The organism is Kitasatospora sp. NPDC023118 (assembly GCF_055560875.1).
The window spans coordinates 146,035-162,279 of the sequence record NZ_JBVHHW010000019.1; the positions used below are offsets into that span (position 1 = coordinate 146,035).

Annotated in this window: 18 protein-coding genes; 8 read left to right on the forward strand and 10 right to left on the reverse strand. The window is 71.8% G+C overall.

The window, feature by feature from the left end; all coding sequences use genetic code 11:
- Positions 1-121: 121 nt before the first annotated feature.
- The 6 genes from ACZ3UD_RS24785 to ACZ3UD_RS24810 all read right to left on the reverse strand — a co-directional run bounded on the left by ACZ3UD_RS24785 (position 122) and on the right by ACZ3UD_RS24810 (position 4,833).
- Entirely contained in the window at positions 122-325 is a 204-nt protein-coding gene (locus tag ACZ3UD_RS24785; RefSeq protein ID WP_465591651.1) for a hypothetical protein, read from the reverse strand.
- A gap of 52 nt (positions 326-377) precedes the next feature.
- A complete protein-coding gene (locus ACZ3UD_RS24790) occupies positions 378-1,091 on the reverse strand; it encodes a helix-turn-helix transcriptional regulator (protein WP_465591655.1) in 714 nt (237 codons plus the stop codon).
- 10 nt (positions 1,092-1,101) lie between these two features.
- Complete coding sequence (locus ACZ3UD_RS24795) at positions 1,102-2,040, reverse strand: alpha/beta hydrolase (RefSeq protein WP_465591658.1); 939 nt, start codon at positions 2,038-2,040, stop codon at positions 1,102-1,104.
- A 166-nt stretch (positions 2,041-2,206) separates the two neighbouring features.
- Positions 2,207-3,328 (reverse strand): alpha/beta hydrolase, encoded by a 1,122-nt coding sequence (locus ACZ3UD_RS24800; protein WP_465591661.1) that lies wholly within the window; start codon positions 3,326-3,328, stop codon positions 2,207-2,209.
- A 93-nt stretch (positions 3,329-3,421) separates the two neighbouring features.
- Positions 3,422-3,751, reverse strand: a complete 330-nt coding sequence (locus ACZ3UD_RS24805; RefSeq protein WP_465591664.1) for a hypothetical protein — start codon at positions 3,749-3,751, stop codon at positions 3,422-3,424.
- Positions 3,752-3,969: 218 nt separating this feature from the next.
- A complete protein-coding gene (locus ACZ3UD_RS24810; RefSeq protein WP_465591667.1) occupies positions 3,970-4,833 on the reverse strand; it encodes a LysR family transcriptional regulator in 864 nt (287 codons plus the stop codon).
- A gap of 129 nt (positions 4,834-4,962) precedes the next feature.
- On the opposite strand from ACZ3UD_RS24810, the gene ACZ3UD_RS24815 reads away from it, so the two are divergent.
- Positions 4,963-5,757 carry a phytanoyl-CoA dioxygenase family protein gene (locus ACZ3UD_RS24815; protein WP_465591670.1) on the forward strand — a complete coding sequence of 265 codons (795 nt, stop codon included), beginning with the start codon at positions 4,963-4,965 and terminating at the stop codon, positions 5,755-5,757.
- Positions 5,758-5,759: 2 nt separating this feature from the next.
- Here the strand turns inward: ACZ3UD_RS24815 and ACZ3UD_RS24820 are convergent, their stop codons facing one another.
- Positions 5,760-5,891: a hypothetical protein gene (locus ACZ3UD_RS24820; protein WP_465591672.1), complete on the reverse strand. Its 132-nt coding sequence runs from the start codon at positions 5,889-5,891 to the stop codon at positions 5,760-5,762.
- A gap of 169 nt (positions 5,892-6,060) precedes the next feature.
- On the opposite strand from ACZ3UD_RS24820, the gene ACZ3UD_RS24825 reads away from it, so the two are divergent.
- The 3 genes from ACZ3UD_RS24825 (at position 6,061) to ACZ3UD_RS24835 (ending at position 9,645) form a co-directional block, all read left to right on the forward strand.
- Positions 6,061-7,188, forward strand: coding sequence for a threonine aldolase family protein (locus ACZ3UD_RS24825; protein ID WP_465591675.1), 1,128 nt, complete (start codon positions 6,061-6,063; stop codon positions 7,186-7,188).
- Between the two features lie 470 nt (positions 7,189-7,658).
- Complete coding sequence (locus ACZ3UD_RS24830) at positions 7,659-8,237, forward strand: NADAR family protein (RefSeq protein ID WP_465591678.1); 579 nt, start codon at positions 7,659-7,661, stop codon at positions 8,235-8,237.
- Between the two features lie 319 nt (positions 8,238-8,556).
- Entirely contained in the window at positions 8,557-9,645 is a 1,089-nt protein-coding gene (locus ACZ3UD_RS24835) for a hypothetical protein (protein ID WP_465591680.1), read from the forward strand.
- 105 nt (positions 9,646-9,750) lie between these two features.
- On the opposite strand, the gene ACZ3UD_RS24840 is transcribed toward ACZ3UD_RS24835, so the two are convergent.
- Positions 9,751-11,133 carry a glycine--tRNA ligase gene (locus ACZ3UD_RS24840; protein WP_465591683.1) on the reverse strand — a complete coding sequence of 461 codons (1,383 nt, stop codon included), beginning with the start codon at positions 11,131-11,133 and terminating at the stop codon, positions 9,751-9,753.
- Between the two features lie 191 nt (positions 11,134-11,324).
- Here ACZ3UD_RS24840 and ACZ3UD_RS24845 point away from each other — a divergent pair, with 191 nt between their 5' ends.
- From ACZ3UD_RS24845 to ACZ3UD_RS24860, 4 genes are read left to right on the forward strand one after another with little or no spacing between them, the layout of a single operon-like run.
- Complete coding sequence (locus tag ACZ3UD_RS24845) at positions 11,325-12,314, forward strand: metal ABC transporter substrate-binding protein (protein ID WP_465591686.1); 990 nt, start codon at positions 11,325-11,327, stop codon at positions 12,312-12,314.
- A gap of 14 nt (positions 12,315-12,328) precedes the next feature.
- On the forward strand, positions 12,329-13,093 hold the full coding sequence (locus ACZ3UD_RS24850) for a metal ABC transporter ATP-binding protein (protein WP_393034540.1): 765 nt from the start codon (positions 12,329-12,331) through the stop codon (positions 13,091-13,093).
- Positions 13,090-14,100 carry a metal ABC transporter permease gene (locus tag ACZ3UD_RS24855; RefSeq protein ID WP_465591690.1) on the forward strand — a complete coding sequence of 337 codons (1,011 nt, stop codon included), beginning with the start codon at positions 13,090-13,092 and terminating at the stop codon, positions 14,098-14,100. The genes ACZ3UD_RS24850 and ACZ3UD_RS24855 overlap by 4 nt, the downstream gene beginning before the upstream one ends.
- Positions 14,101-14,135: 35 nt before the next feature.
- The gene (locus ACZ3UD_RS24860) at positions 14,136-14,546 is read left to right on the forward strand and encodes a Fur family transcriptional regulator (RefSeq protein ID WP_380613739.1); all 411 of its coding nucleotides are present in this window, start codon (positions 14,136-14,138) and stop codon (positions 14,544-14,546) included.
- Positions 14,547-14,635: 89 nt separating this feature from the next.
- Here the strand turns inward: ACZ3UD_RS24860 and ACZ3UD_RS24865 are convergent, their stop codons facing one another.
- Positions 14,636-15,475: an isoprenyl transferase gene (locus ACZ3UD_RS24865; RefSeq protein ID WP_465591694.1), complete on the reverse strand. Its 840-nt coding sequence runs from the start codon at positions 15,473-15,475 to the stop codon at positions 14,636-14,638.
- A gap of 4 nt (positions 15,476-15,479) precedes the next feature.
- On the reverse strand, positions 15,480-16,226 hold the full coding sequence (recO, locus tag ACZ3UD_RS24870; protein WP_465591697.1) for a DNA repair protein RecO: 747 nt from the start codon (positions 16,224-16,226) through the stop codon (positions 15,480-15,482).
- Between the last annotated feature and the right edge of the window lie 19 nt (positions 16,227-16,245).

Here is a 16,245-nt window from a genome sequence, read left to right on the forward strand (position 1 = left end):
TTGGTGCTAACGAGGTTGACCCTTACGCGTGGTCACGTCCGGATCGCCTCGGGCAGCACGGCTGCGGGCCGGGTCGTCACGACCACGAGGGTGCCGGTCAGGGCGATCGAGGCGGAGACGGTCAGCGCCCCGGCGGTGCCGACGCGTCGGCCAGGGTGCCACCCAGCAGTGCGCCGACCGGTATGACGAGCTGGCCCATCGAGCGCGAGAGCCCGAGCACCCGGCCGAGTTGCTCCGGCGGGGAGAGCAGCTGCCGCAGGGTCACCGAGCTGACGGCCCACACCATCACACAGAAGCCGAACACCAGCTGGTAGGCGATCAGCACCGGCAGCGCGAAGCCCAGCGAGGCCGCCGGGATCAGGCGAGACCGGCGCCCCTCAGGGCGCCAGCGGAGCCAGCGCGGCGGGCCGGACCGCGCCGGCGGCGGCCGAGCCGTTCAGCAGGGCGGCCAGGTCGTGGGGCGGCGCCGGCTCGCCGGTCGGGGCCGCGGCCGCGATGCGGTCGAGCCGGAAGCCCCGGCCGGCCTGGCGGGTGCGGCACCAGGCGATGAGGTACCACTTGCCGTCGGCGGTGAGGAGTCCGGCCGGTTCCACCGCGCGGTCGCTCTCCTGCCCGGCCGCGTCGACGTAGGACAGCCGCAGCACGGCGCCCTCGGCGAGGGCCCGTTCCACCGCGGTGCGGACGGACTCCGCGGTCCTGGTCGGCAGTGCGACGATCCGGGCGGCGAGTTCCTGGGCCGCCGTCGAGGCGGGGCCGGTCATCGCGGCGGCGATCTTCTGGGAGGCCGTACGGACCGCGCCGGCGTACGGGGCCGAGGTGTCGGCCGCGGCGAGCGCGGCGACCAGCGCCGAGGCCTCCTCGGGGGTGAGGCGGATCGGCGGCAGGGTCATCGCCTGGTCGATCGACCAGCCCCCGCCCCGCCCGGTGGTGGCGCGCACCGGGACGCCCGACTCCATCAGCGCCTGGAGGTCCCGCTGCACGGTGCGCGCGCTCACCTCGAACCGCGCGGCGAGCGCGGCGACCGTCAGTGATCGCGGCGCCGCCGCGCGCAGCTCTTCCACCAGCGCGTAGAGCCGAGGGGTGCGGTTCATGCGGCCGACGCTACCGTCCCGCGTCGGCCAGGAAGTCCCGCTCCCGCTGCTGCTCGCGTGCGGTGACGGCCAGCGGGAACAGGGTGAAGCCGTGCATCGCCCCTGCGACGACGGCGAGTTGGACGGGCGCCCCGGCCGTCTGCCACCGCTGGGCCAGGAACAGCGAGTCGTCCAGCAGCGGGTCCTCGGTGTCGACCACGATCCGCGCCGGCGGCATGCCGGTCAGGTCGGCGTACAGCGGCGAGACCTCCGGGTCGCGGCGCCGGTCCGGAGTCATCCCCGGCGTGAAGAGCTCGTAACTGCCGCGCAGCGAATCCGAGTTGCTCAGCAGGCGCCGGGAGCCGAACAGCCGCTGGCTCGGCGTCATCGACAGGTCGTACGGACCGAAGGCCAGGTGGGCGGCCCGGAACGCGCCGGCGCTGCCGTGCCGGTCGCGCAGCCGCAGCAGGGTCAGGACGCTCAGGTGAGCGCCTGCCGACTCGCCGCCGATCAACAGCCGCCGGGTGCCGAACTCGGCCTCGGCGTGGTCCACCAGCCAGCGGGCGGCAGCCTCGCAGTCGTCGGGCCCGGCGGGGAAGGGATGCTCCGGGGCGAGGCGGTAGTCGACGCTCACCACCGCCAGCCGGGCTTCGGTTGCCAGGCCCCAGAGCTTCTCGTCCTGCCCGTCGGCCGAGCCGAACGCCCAGCCGCCGCCATGGATGTGCAGGTACACGCCGTCGACGCACTCCGGCACGAACGTCCGGACCTTCACCCCGGACGGGAGGACGCGGTCCTGGCCCTGTGGGAGTCGCACCGGGGGCGTGTCGCCGCCGAGCCGGTTGCGGCGCAGGTTCGCAATGGTGGCCGCGTCGGGCGCCTGCCCGCGCGGAGGGAGGAAGGCGGCGGCGGCCTCGAACTGCTCGTTGAAGGCCAGGGTCGCGGAGAGGCAGTCCTCGTCGGTGATCGTCATGAGTCGATGGTCGCGGGTGTCCGCGACAACAGAGTGTCACCCTTTCTTCTGTGATCCGCGTCACAGCTTCGATCCCGCCTCGATCGCCGGGACCGTGAAGCTCCGGTGGCACGCTGACCCCGCCGACGCGGCCGCGTTCACGACCGCCATGGCCGCGCTGGCCGGGTCAGCGCGGCGGGATGATCCCGGTCAGCCACTTGAAGGTCGGGACGACCAGCGGCTTCCACGTCGACGTCAGGTGCGCACCGGCGGTCTCGAACGGTGTGACAGTGGTCGGGCTCTTCGCCGCCTGCTGGAGGGCGGTCGCGTCCTCCAGCCCGTCGCCCCGCCTGCCGGTCACGTAGAGCGCGACGTTCGGTGGCGTCGGGGCGTGGGTGAGGATGTAGAGCGGGTTGGAGGTCTCGCGCAGCTTCGGGTCCTTGCCGGTCAGCGAACTCGGCTCGCCGGCCGGGTTGTTGTAGCCGGACATGCTGATCGCGGCACGGTACCGGTTCGGGTGGGAGAGCGCGAGGCGCAGGGCGCAGTGGGCGCCGGCCGAGTAGCCGGACAGGGCCCAGCGGTCCGGGGTGGTGTCCGCCCGGAAGTTGTCCACGATCATCTGCGGGACGTCCCGTGAGAGCCAGGTGTCGGCGTTCACCTTGCCCGGGATGTCGGCGCACCCGGTGTCGGTGTTGCCGAGGAGGGTGACGCGCGGCGAGACCAGGATGAACGGCGTGACCTGCCCGGACTTCATCAGCGGTTCGAGCTGCCCGATCGCGTCCATGGACTCGCCGAACCAGGCGCTGGAGGATCCGGGGAATCCGACGAGCAGTTCGACCACCGGAAAGGTCTTGTCCTTGTAGGCGGGATCGTCGTACTGCGGCGGCGTCCAGACCAGGACCTCCCCGTCGACGCCGGAGAGCCGGCCCTTGAGGTCGGCCTGCTTCACGCTCCTGGGCACGGCGTTCGAGTCGGGCGCGTGGAAGGCCTGCGGCACCTTGGGCGCGGCGGAGCCGGACGGGCCGGTGGCGACGGCCTGGTCCCCGGCCAGCCCCTCGTCCTTAGGAGGCACGGGCACGGCCCGGACGTGGCTGGAGGTCCCCAGCAGGTCGCCCCAGCTGTCGTAGAGCTGGTTCTCGTTGTTGACGATCACGAAGACCATGGCCACGGCGGTGAACTGGCAGAGCAGCACCGTGCCGAGGTACGAGAGCACCCGCAGCGGCCTGCGCCGCCGTTGCGGGGTTCGCGCCCGCCTGAAGGGAGCTGCTGTGCCCAGCCACTGCGCCATGGCCAGAGCGAGGGAGCCCACGAACAGAACGATCGTGAGGATGAGAAAGGGAGTGCCCGTCAGGTTCATCGCGTCCAGTGCCGGTTCCTGTGCCCGCCGGGCCCGCATACCCGGTCACAGGAGAGACTTCCGAGAACTGTCGTTCGGTTGCCTCCTCCTGGGAACTTCCTGGGAACGCCCCTGACGAACGACGGGCATGCGGCCGCTGCGCCAGTCGACGACGCGCTTGCGGATGCTGGGGACCATCGGGAGCGCGTCGACCTCGTCGGAGGTGAACCTGCCGACCTCGAAGGACTCGTCGGAGGTGCGGAGTCGGCCGCCGTTGTCAGTGCGGCGCTGGAGGAGAACACGACCGAGGTCGTCGACCGCGACGACGGAGGCTGCCGGAACCAGGCTGTTGGGCTTCGGGGCATCAGGGTCACTTTCGTAGTCACGCCTGCGCATTTGAAGGAACCTCCCAAACGTTTCGACTCCTGCTCCACAACTCCTCAACATGGTCGGCGAATCGATCGAACATGCCGTCTTGCTGACTGCGCCGGAGTGGAACATCGGCGAGTCATGACCGACCCTCCGGCGCGGTGACCCTGCTCGTCGACTCCACGCTCAGCAGTGTCATTCAGCGCCGGCGCCCACCTCGGGGAAGACGCTGCCCCCGGACCGGCTCAGGCCAGCAGGCGGCTCCAGATCGTCGCGGTCGGTGCGGCGAGGAGAAGGCGTTCGCGGGGCGGGTAGGAGCTGAGGGGAAGCCAGGTGAGGGCCGGATCGTCGGCCACGGCGGCGGCCGGGCGGAGCGCGATGACGGTGTCGTCGCCGAGGAGGGCGTGGCGGAACAGGGTGTGGCTGCTGTGGTCGTGGTCGCCGGGGGTCGTGCGCGGTGTCCAGCCGTGGGCGGAGAGATGGGCCAGGACGGTGGCGGCGTAGCCCGATGCGGCGGATTCCGGGAACCAGAGCAGGCGTTGGCCTTCGAGCTCCGTCCAGGTGACGGACGTGCGGTCGGCCAGTGGGTGGGCGCGGCCGACGACGACGCCGAGCGGCTGGTCGGCGAGGACGCGGGTGGTGAGACCGGTCTCGTCGACCGGACCGCGCAGGATGCCGAAGTCGAGTTTGCCGGTGCGCAGCCGGTCGGCCTGGTCGTGGGAGTCGACCGCGTGGTAGCCGAGGTGGAGCGGCCGGTCCCGGGTGACGAGTCCCTCGGCCGTCGCCAGAATCTCCTGCGGCAGGCCGTGGCAGACGCCGATCCGGGCCGGCAGCGCGGCCCCGCGCGCCGAGGTCATGGCGGCGTGCAACTCGCCGAGTGCGCGGTTGGCGCCTTCCAGGAGCGTCTGCCCCGCGGCGGTGAGGGACATGCCGACCGGGCCGCGGTGGAACAGCGGTGCGGCGACCCGGCGTTCGAGTGCGCGGATCTGCTGGCTCAGGCTGGGCTGGGTGATGTGGAGCCGACGTGCGGCCTCGGTGACCGTGCCGGCCTCGGCGACGGCGGCGAAGTACCTCAGGTGCCGGAACTCGATTCCGGACAGGTCGTTCACGGGCTTCCCATCAGCGGTTATCGGGTGGCGCCTATGGCGTCCCCGGGGGAACGTATTGGCGGGCGGTGCGGGTGATCCGGTTAGCTCGTCGGCGGGAATCCCCCGCACGGCGATCGAGAGTTCCAAGACATGCATGATGTTCTGACGGCAGACCAGATAGAGCGGTTCGTGACGGACGGGTTCGTCCGGCTGGAGGAGGCCTTCCCCCGCGAGCTGGCCGAGGAGTGCCGGGCGTTCCTGTGGCGCGAGACCGGATTGGACGAGAACGACCCCGCCACCTGGACCCAGCCGGTCGTGCGGCTCTGGGGCTACGCGAACGAGCCGTTCCAGCGTGCCGCCACGACCGAGCGGCTGCACGGCGCGTTCGACCAGCTGGTCGGCCCCGGGCGGTGGCGGCCGAGGACCGGGCTCGGGACGTTCCCGATCCGATTCCCGCGCCCCGAGGACCCGGGTGACACCGGCTGGCACGTGGACGCCAGTTACACGCCCGAGGGGGAGGAGGGCTACTGGCTCAACCTCTTCTCGCGGGAACGGTCGTTGCTGATGCTGTTCCTGTTCTCGGATGTCGACGCCGACCACGGGCCGACCCGGATCAAGGTCGGCTCGCACCTGGACGTCCCGGCGTTCCTGGAGCCGGCCGGCGAGCGCGGGCTCGACTTCATGGAGCTGTGCCGGTCCATGGACGCGGCGGGCCGTCTCGACGCCCCCGACCTCGAGGTGGCCTTCGCCACCGGGCGCGCCGGGGACGTCTACCTCTGCCACCCGTTCCTGGTCCACGCCGCGCAGCCCAACCGGGGCACCCAGGCGCGGTTCATCGCTCAGCCTCCGCTGGACTCGGCGGCTCCGCTGGAGCTCGACCGGGCCGACGGAGCGTACTCGCCGGTCGAGCGGGCGGTGCGGCTCGGGCTGGCGCGGCAGGACTGAGGTCAGGGCGTCGGCGTCGGCACGCGGCCGAGGGGTCTGCCGCCGACGTCGACGCGCGGGGACCCGGAGCGGGTGGCCGCAGCCTCGGCGAACTCGGCGAGGGTGAGGATGGTGTGTGCGGCGTCTGCGGTCATAGGCGTTCTCCTTCGTCGGGCCCCGGTTCGGGGGCCTGGCGAGGTTCACGTTAGGAGAGCGGGCGGAGGGACGGCCCGACAGTTCCGGAACGCGATCTGTCGGGTGACGGCGGTCCGCCGCTCCTTAAATCCGTTGGTCTGACCTCCCTGCCAGTCCGACAATCGTCGGATGACCGATGATCAGATCGACTGGGGGCGTCTGCGCGCGGCCCGTCGAGGCAGCAAGCGCTTCTTCTCCGGCAGCCGCCCGGCCACCATCCACGAGCGGCTCACCGCCCTCGCCGACGCCGTCGACCCGGGCCTCTACCCCGACGTCTACGGGAACGGTGGTCCCGTCGAGGATCTCGAAGAACGCACCGCCGTCCTTCTGGGCAAGGAGGACGCGGTCTTCTTCCCCACCGGCACCATGGCCCAGCAGGTGGCCCTGCGCTACCACGCGGAGCAGCTCAACAACCGGGCCGTCGCCCTCCATCCGCTCTCCCACATCGAGCGGCACGAGCGCCACGCCCACACCCAGCTGACCGGCCTGCGCGGCCTCTGGCCCACCACCGAGCAGCGCCAGCCGACCCCCGAGGAGCTGCGCGCGCTCGGCGAGCCCTTCGGCACCCTGGTGGTCGAACTCCCGCTGCGAGACCCGGGCTTCCTCCTCCCCACCTGGGACGAACTGACCGAACTGGTCGCCGCCGCCCGCGAAACCGGCGCCCGGGTGCACTTCGACGGCGCCCGCCTCTGGAACACCACCGTCCACTTCGGCAAGCGGCTCGACGAGATCGCCGCCCTCGCCGACAGCGTCTACGTGTCCTACTACAAGGACCTCGGCGGCATCAGCGGCGCCGCTCTCGCCGGGGGCAAGGCGTTCACCGCCTACGCCCGGACCTGGCGCCACCGCTACGGCGGCCAGCTCTACCAGCAGTGGCCCGCCGCCCTCGCCGCGCTCTCCGGCCTGGACACCGTGCTCCCCCAGCTGCCCGGCTACACCGCCCACGCCAAGACCCTCATCCCGGCCCTGGCCGCGCTCCCCGGCGCCCGCCTCCACCCGGAGGTGCCGCCCACCCACGAGTTCCAGCTCTGGTTGCCCCACCCCGCGAAGGCCCTGAACGCCGCCGTCCTCGCCCTCGCCGAGCAGGAGCGGATCTGGTTCGTCCCGGAGTGGACCGACGCCGCCCCCGGCCTCGCCCTCGCCGAGGTGAGCCTCAACGGCCCTGCGCAGGACTGGACGGCCGAGGAGGTCACCGAACTCGGCCTGCACTTCCTGGAGTTGGTCGCGGCTGCCGAGCGCGGAACCATGACCGGCTGAAGAGCGCAGCGGCGCCCGACCTCCGGTCGGGAGAGATCCCCGCGCGGGTGGACGGCGAGCACCTCGCGGTCGGCCCGGTGGAACCAGGTCAGCAGCAGCACCTCCTGCCCGACCGCCGGGTCCCGCAGTCCCCGCACAACCGACGAGTCGAACACCAGCCAGGCGTCGGGCGCGCCCTCGTCACCCTGCTTGGGGGCGCCCGCCCGGTCCGTCAGCGGCGACTCCACCCGGCCGATCGCCCGCACCTGGTAGCGCTGGCCCACCATCACGATCCCCCTTCTGTTTCGGTGTCGGATCCGGCTCCGGCGACCCATGAGCTGCCGCCCAGCTGCCGCCGGAGGTGTTCAGAATCCTCCACCGGGGACCGTAGGACCCGGAAGATCCCCGACTTGCCGGACGTCATCGCGTTCGCCCGCTCCGGACTCAAAACCAGGTAGGCCTCCGCCGGGACTTTGTGTCAGAATGACGATATGAGCAAGCAGCATGTGGGGGACCTTGCCGACGTCCGCAACCGCGAGGACCTGGCCGCCCTGATGGCCGCCGGGGCGCGGCCCAGGTGGGTGATGTTCTGGGGGCACACCCAGCGCAAGGGCGGTGGGACGCGCCAGGAGTGCCTGAGCCAGTGGTGGCCCGGGCGGTTCACCGTCGACGGGGTGACGTACGCGTCCGCCGAGCACTGGATGATGGTCGGCAAGGCCCGGATGTTCGGGGACGAGGTCATCGAGCAGCGCGTCCTGGAGGCCCGCACACCCGCCGAGGCCAAGAAGCTGGGCCGGCTGGTCAAGGGCTTCGACGACCGGAAGTGGACGGCGGGCCGGTTCGAGCTGGTCGTCGAGGGCAACGTCGCGAAGTTCAGCCAGGACGAGGCGCTGCGCGACTACCTGCTGGGCACCGGCGGCCGCGTCCTGGTCGAGGCCAGCCCGCTGGACCGGATCTGGGGCATCGGGCTCGCCGCGGACGACATCCGCGCCGAACGCCCCCTGGAGTGGCGGGGGTTGAACCTGCTCGGCTTCGCACTGATGGAGGCGCGGGCTCGGCTGGCGCAGTGAGGCCGGTCGTCCCGTTGCCGGTCGTCCCGTTGCTGGTCGCCCCGGTTCCGGTCGCCCCGTTGCCGGACGGGGCGGCGACGGTCGCGGGCGCGGGCGCGGCGATCGGCTACGCCGTGGCGAGGATCACCCCCGGCCCGTACGACGAGGCGCCCCTCCTGCGGAGCGCGACCGGCGCACTTCTCGCAACGACCGCCCTCTGCGCGCTCCTTGACACCACTCGGACACGACTGGTCGTGCGCTCTTAACTCCCCCGCCACATAGCGACGCCAGGATGTCCCGCAGTCAGGGTCTGGATGGACAGGTTGGGGCGATCATGCGCATGCGGTCGACGGAAGAATCCGCAGGCCAACCGCCGGAGGGCGAGCAACAGGCCGCCGAACTCCGCGCGGAATTGGACGAGTTACTCCGCGCCAGCCGCTACGCGAGCCAGCGCGAACGGCGGCTGAACGAGGCGATACGCGCGACCCCGGGCCGCCACCGCCCGGACGGGGACCTGCTGCGGCAACTCGCCCAGGCGCGCACCCTGCGCGAGGGCCTGGGCGCCCGCTGCCTCCAACTGAGCGACCAGCTGGAGGAGTTGGAGCTCCGCCTCAGACAATGGCAGCACCCCCAAGAGGAACCGGAGCCCCAACCGAGGCAGGCCCCACCACCGCCTCCACCGCCCACCCGGCCCGACCTCGGCGGCATCACCGAGCGGATCACCACCCTCCACCGCACCGGTGCCTCCCCCGAGGCCGAGGAGCTGCTGAACCAGGCCGCCGCCCGCCTCGCCCCCGCCGACGCCGCGCTGCTGGTCGGCATGCTCTCCCGGCGCGGCCCGACCGGCGCCTCGCTCCATCTCGCCCGGACGGCCGCCCGAGGCGCCCCCGACCACGCCGTCGCCATGCTGGCCGAGCTGCGCGAACTGGGGCTGGCGGAGGAGGCCGCCGAGCTGTTCCACGCCTTCTGGGAATACCCGGCGGCCGCCGTCCCCGGCCTCCTCGCCGCGCTGGAGCGGGCCGGGCAGCACGCCGACGCCGCGACCCTGCTCTGGGAGTGGGGCTCCGCCCCGACCTCCGAGCTGACCTCCCTCGCCGCCTGCCTCCAGCAGCACGACCGCCCCGCCGACGTCCGCACCCTGCTGCGCCAGGCCGCCGGCCGCCCCACCGCCGACCTCGCCGCCCTCGCCACCGGGCTGCCCCCTGCGCTCGCCACCCTCCTGCTGAACGAGCTGGCCGCCCTGCGCCCGCCCGTCGAACTGGTCCGCCTGGCCGCGGCCCTGGACGGCACCCCGGACCTCTACGGCCGGCTGCTGGCCGCCCTGCTGGCCGACGGGACCCGTCACCGCACCACCCTCGCCGCCCTCCGCACCGCCGGACTGCCGACCGCCCCGCCCACCGCCCCGCGCTCCCGCTGGGGACGGCGGTAAGACGGCGACAAGGGGAGGGAGCCCGCGAGGGGCCGCCGTCGGGAACAGCAGGGAGCCCCCGCCCCGCCCCACCAGGGGCGAACGGGGGCTCCCGAAAAGCCGGACTCAGCAGCCGATGAGGCGCGCGCCCAGGTAGGCCTTCACCTGGTCAAGCGACACGCGCTCCTGCGACATGCTGTCGCGGTCGCGGACGGTCACCGCGTTGTCCTCAAGGGTGTCGAAGTCGACCGTCACGCAGAACGGCGTGCCGATCTCGTCCTGGCGGCGGTAGCGCTTGCCGATCGCGCCGGCGTCGTCGAACTCGACGTTCCAGGCGGTGCGCAGGTCGGCGGCCAGGCCGCGGGCCTTCGGGGAGAGGTCGGCGTTGCGGGACAGCGGCAGGACGGCGACCTTGACCGGGGCCAGGCGCGGGTCGAGCCGCATGCCGACGCGCTTCTCCATGACGCCCTTGGCGTTGGGTGCCTCGTCCTCGAAGTAGGCGTCGATCAGGAAGGCCAGCATGGCGCGGTTGAGGCCGGCCGCCGGCTCGATGACGTACGGGAAGTACCGCTCGCCGGAGTCCTGCTCGTAGTACCTCAGGTCCTGGCCGGAGGCGTTGCTGTGCACCGTCAGGTCGTAGTCGGTGCGGTTGGCGATGCCTTCGAGCTCGGAGAACTCGGAGCCGCCGAAGTTGAAGCGGTACTCGATGTCCACCGTGCGCTTGGCGTAGTGGGAGAGCTTCTCCTTCGGGTGCTCGAAGAGCCGCATGTTCTCGGTGCGCAGGCCGAGGCCGACGTACCAGTCCCAGCGCTGCTGGAGCCAGTACTCGTGCCACTGCTCGTCCTCGCCCGGCTTGACGAAGAACTCCATCTCCATCTGCTCGAACTCGCGGGTGCGGAAGATGAAGTTGCCAGGGGTGATCTCGTTGCGGAAGCTCTTGCCGACCTGGGCGATGCCGAACGGCGGCTTCTTGCGCGCGGTGGTCTGGACGGCCTTGAAGTTGGTGAAGATGCCCTGGGCGGTCTCCGGGCGCAGGTAGGCCAGGCCGCTGGCCTCCTCGGTGACGCCGAGGTGGGTCTTCAGCATGCCCGAGAAGTCCTTGGGCTCGGTGAACTGGCCCTTGGTCCCGCAGTCGGGGCAGTTGACGTCCTTGAGGCCGTTCGGCGGCGGGAAGCCGTGCTTGGCCTCGTACTTCTCCTCCAGGTGGTCGGCCCGGTGGCGCTTGTGGCAGGAGAGGCACTCGGTCAGCGGGTCGTTGAAGGTGGCGACGTGGCCGGAGGCCTCCCACACCTCGCGGGCGAGGATGACCGACGAGTCGAGTCCGACGACGTCCTCACGGGCCTGGACCATCGCGCGCCACCACTGGCGCTTGATGTTCTCCTTGAGCTCGACACCCAGCGGTCCGTAGTCCCAGGCGGCACGCGTGCCGCCGTAGATCTCGCTGCAGGGGTAGACGAAGCCACGGCGCTTGCTCAGGCTGACGATCGTGTCGATCTTGTCGGCGGCCACAGTGCTCTCTTCAGTACGTACGGCACGGTCAGGGCACGGCTGGTTGCACGTACCCGAATACCTCAGGTTACCGGCCATATGGGTACGGGGTTCAAGTCGGCATCGTCCGCCAGCCCCCACCCATCACCATCTGGCGATCACCCATCCGAGTGAGTTGACAATCATTTCCAATTGAGATGAGAATGATTGTCATGATGATCGGACTGCCTCGACGCCGGACCCGCACCTCCATAGCCCTCGCCGCCACCGCCCTCACTGCCTCCCTGGTCCTGACGGCCTGCGGCGGCAGCAGCAGCGCCAAGGGCACGGACGGCAAGCTGAACGTCGTCGCGTCCTTCTACCCGATGGAGTTCCTGGCCCAGCAGATCGGCAAGGACCACGTCTCGGTCACCGACCTCACCGCGCCCGGCGTGGAGCCGCACGACCTGGAGCTCACCGCCAAGCAGGTCGCGAGCGTCCAGAAGGCCGACGCGATCGTCTACCTCAAGGGCCTGCAGCCCACCGTCGACCAGGCCGTCGCCCAGTCCTCCGCCAAGGCCAAGATCGACGCCACCGCCGCCAGCCCGCTGGTCGACCACCACCTCGACGAGGGCACCGCGGAAGGCGGCCAGCAGGCCAAGGGCCCGGCCGGCGACCCGCACATCTGGCTCGACCCGTCCCGCTACGCCGCGATCGCCAAGAGCGTCGGCGACGAGTTCGCCAAGGCCGACCCGTCCCACGCCGAGGACTACAGGAAGAACACCGACGAGCTGCTCACCAGGCTCACGGCCCTGGACCAGGACTTCCAGAACGGGCTGAAGGACGTCAAGACCAAGACCTTCGTCACCAGCCACGCCGCCTTCGGCTACCTCGCCGACCACTACGGCCTCACCCAGGTCGCCATCAACGGTGTCGACCCGGAGTCCGAGCCCACCCCGGCCCGCCTCGCCGAGGTGCAGAAGGCCGCCAAGGACAACGGCGTCACCACGATCTTCTTCGAGACCCTGGTCAGCCCCAAGCTCGCCGACACCGTCGCCAAGGACCTCGGCCTCAAGACCGCCGTCCTGGACCCGCTGGAGGGCGTCAAGGACCCCTCCAAGGACGACTACCTCACCGTCATGAAGCAGAACCTGGCCAACCTCCAGGCCGCCCTCGGCGTCCCTGCCAGCGCCCCCGCCACCACCCCGGCCGCCACCAGCTGACAGGACGCAGCACCATGACCCACCCGATACCCCCGGCCGTCCGCCTCCGTGACGCCGTCGCCGCCCGCGGCGGCCGGCCGGTGCTGCGCGGCGTCGACCTCACCGTCCAACCCGGCGAGGTCGTCGCCCTGCTCGGCGCCAACGGCTCCGGCAAGTCGACCACCGTCAAGGCCGTGATCGGCTCGGTGCCGCTGGAGCAGGGCACCCTGGAGCTGTTCGGCACCCCGTACGGCTCCTTCCGCGCCTGGCACCGGATCGGGTACGTCCCACAGCGCACCACCGCCGCCTCCGGCGTCCCGGCGACCGTACGCGAGGTGGTCTCCACCGGGCGGCTGCCGCAGCACCGGCTGCTGCCCTTCCGCCGCAAGGACCGCGAGGCGGTGGACCGCGCGCTGGCCGCCGTCGGCATGCTGGACCGGGCCGGGGACGGCGTGGCCGACCTGTCCGGCGGCCAGCAGCAGCGGGTGCTGATCGCCCGCGCCCTGGTCGGCACCCCCGACCTGCTGATCATGGACGAGCCGATGGCCGGCGTGGACGCCGCCAGCCAGCAGGTGCTGGCCGACACCCTGCGCGCCGAGGTCGCCCGTGGCGCCGCCGTCCTCCTCGTCCTGCACGAACTCGGGCCGCTGGAGCCGCTGATCGACCGCGCCGTGGTGCTGCGGGACGGCTGCGTCGCCCACGACGGCCCGCCCGTGCCCAACACCGGCCTGCACGCCCTGCCCGGCCACGACCACGTCCACCCGCACGCCGACCTCACCCCGCCGAGGCTGCTCGCATGACCGAGATGCTCTCCTACGACTTCATGCAGCGCGCCCTGCTCGCCGCCGTACTGGTCGGGATCACCGCCCCCGCCGTCGGCATCTACCTGGTGCAGCGCCGCCAGGCCCTGATGGGCGACGGCATGGGCCACGTCGCGATGACCGGCGTCGGTCTCGGCTTCATCTTCCAGACCAGCCCGGTCTGGATGGCCGTGCTGGTCTGCGTGCTCGGCGCGGTCACCATGGAGCTGGTCCGCTCGCGCGGCAACCAGCGCGGCGACATCGCCCTCGCGATGCTCTTCTACGGCGGCATGGCCTGCGGCAAGCTGCTCGTCTCGCTCTCCGCCCAGGCCGGGGCCGGCTCGCTGGAGAGCTACCTGTGGGGCTCGATCCTCACCGTCGCCCCCGAGGACCTGGCCGCCATCGCGGTGCTCGGCGCGGTGGTCATCGCGGTCACCGTCGGCCTGCGCCGCCAGCTCTTCGCGATCTGCCAGGACGAGGACTTCGCCCGGGTCACCGGCCTGCCGGTGCGCACCCTCAACCTGCTGCTCGCGGTGATGGCCGCGGTCACCGTCACGGTCGCCATGCGGGTGGTCGGGCTGCTGCTGGTCAGCGCGCTGATGGTGGTCCCGGTGGTCGCCGCCCAGCAGCTCACCCGCTCCTTCGCCGCCACCCAGGCCGCCGCCATCGCGCTCGGCGTGGTGGTCTCGCTGGCCGGCGTCACCGGCTCCTACCACCTCAACGTGCCCTCCGGCCCGGCCATCGTGCTGCTCGCCATCGCGGTCTTCGCGGTGTTCAGCGTGATCGCCGCGCCGCTCGCCCGGCGCCGCCACCGCCGGCGCGGCGAGGCCGACCGGGGGCCGACGGTCTGCGACGTCGCCATCCCGGACCGGATCCCCGGCCGGAGCCCCGACCGATTCCCCGACCGAGTCCCTGACGGAACCCCTGACCAAATCCCCGGCCAAATCCCGGGAAAGACTTCCTCCGACGCGGGCGCCCCGGAGCGGCGGGCCGGGCTGGCACAATGAGGTGCGAGACGCCCACGACCCCAGGAGGACCCACGGTGACCACCGCAGGCCCGTCGCCGCGCGCCCGATCGACCCGGCAGCGTGCCGCCGTCTCGGCAGCCCTGGACGAGATCGCGGACTTCCGCAGCGCGCAGGAGCTCCACGACCTGCTCAAGCACCGCGGGGACTCCGTCGGTCTGACCACGGTCTACCGCACGCTCCAGTCGCTCGCCGACGCCGGTGAGGTGGACGTGCTGCGCACCGCCGACGGCGAGGCCGTCTACCGCCGGTGCAGCAGCGGGCACCACCACCACCTGGTCTGCCGGCACTGCGGCGCCACCGTCGAGGTGGAGGGCCCCGCGGTGGAGCGCTGGGCCAACTCGGTCGCCGCGGAGCACGGGTTCAGCGACATCGCGCACACCCTGGAGATCTTCGGTACCTGTGCGGAGTGCGCGAAGAAGGACTAGCCGGCAGCCGTACGGGGGCAGCCCGTACGGACGACGGCGAAGGGCCCGCGGGATCGCTCCCGCGGGCCCTTCGCCGTACACCGGCACGGTCAGCGCTGCGCGGGCACCCCCGCCGGCCCGGCGACCTCGTTCGGGATCGCCCCGCCGAAGCGACGGTCGCGCATCGCGAACTGCTCGCAGGCGCGCCACAGGTCGCGGCGGTCGAAGTCCGGCCAGAGCACGTCCTGGAACACGAACTCGGCGTAAGCGGACTGCCAGAGCAGGAAGTTGGAGGTGCGCTGCTCGCCGCTGGGGCGCAGGAACAGGTCCACGTCCGGCATGTCCGGGTGGTACATGTACCTGGCGAGGGTCTTCTCGTTGACCTTCTTCGGGTCCAGCTTCCCGGCCGCGACGTCCTGCGCGATCCCCTGCGCCGCGTCCGCCAGCTCGGCCCGGCCGCCGTAGTTGACGCACATGTAGAGCGTCACGGCGTCGTTGCCCTTGGTCTGCTCCTCGGCGACCTGCAGCTCCTGCACGACGCTCTTCCACAGCTTGGGCATCCGGCCGGCCCAGCGGATCCGCACGCCCATCGCGTCCATCTCGTCGCGGCGGCGGCGGATGACGTCCCGGTTGAAGTTCATCAGGAACTTCACCTCGTCGGGCGAGCGCTTCCAGTTCTCGGTGGAGAACGCGTACAGCGAGATGTTCTTGACGCCGAGCTCGATCGCGCCCTTGAGGACGTCCAGCACGACCGACTCGCCGATCTTGTGGCCCTCGGTGCGGGGCAGCCCGCGCTCCTTGGCCCAACGGCCGTTGCCGTCCATCACGATGGCGACGTGGTTCGGGACCAGCTCGCCGGGGAGCTTCGGGGGCTGTGCGCCGCTGGGGTGCGGGGTCGGGGGAACGTAGTCCCGCTGCTTGCCGCCGCCGAAGAGCCGTCGCGCTGCCATGTGCTCACTTCTCCACGTATCTCATCGAGCGGATGCCCCGCTCCAGGTGCCACTGCAGATAGGCCGCGACCAGGCCGCTGCCCTCCCGCCAGTACCGCGGCTCGCAGGCGCCGGCCGTCTGCCAGTCCCCTGACAACAGTGCCCCGAGCAGTACCAGTGTCTCAGGGGAGGGTACGGCACATCCGGGCACTCGGCAGTCCGGGCAGAGCACCCCGCCCGCCGGGAGCGAGAAGAAACGGTTCGGCCCCTCCAGCCCGCACTTGGCGCAGTCCGTGAAGCTCGCGCCGTACCCGTTGACCGCGAGCGAGCGCAGCAGGAAGGCGTCCAGCACCAGGTGCGACTCGTGCAGCCCGGCCGCCAGCGTGCGCAGCCCGCCCACCAGCAGCAGGTACTGCTGCACGGCCGGCTCGCCCTCGTTCTCGGCGAAGCGCTCGGCCGTCTCCAGCATCGCCGTGCCGGCGGTGTAGCGGCCGTAGTCGGTAACGATCGAACCGCCGTACGGGGCGATGGTCTCCACCTGGGTGCACAGCGGCAGCCCGCGCCCGACCAGTTCGCTCCCCCGGCTGAAGAACTGCACGTCCACGTGCGAGAACGGCTCCAGGCGGGCGCCGAACTTGGACTTGGTCTTGCGCACCCCGCGCGCCACCGCCCGCACCTTGCCGTGCTGGCGGGTCAGCAGAGTGATGATCCGATCGGCCTCGCCGAGCTTCTGCGCCCGCAACACGACGCCGTCGTCCCGGAAAAGACTCATGCGGTCCATTCTCCCCCAG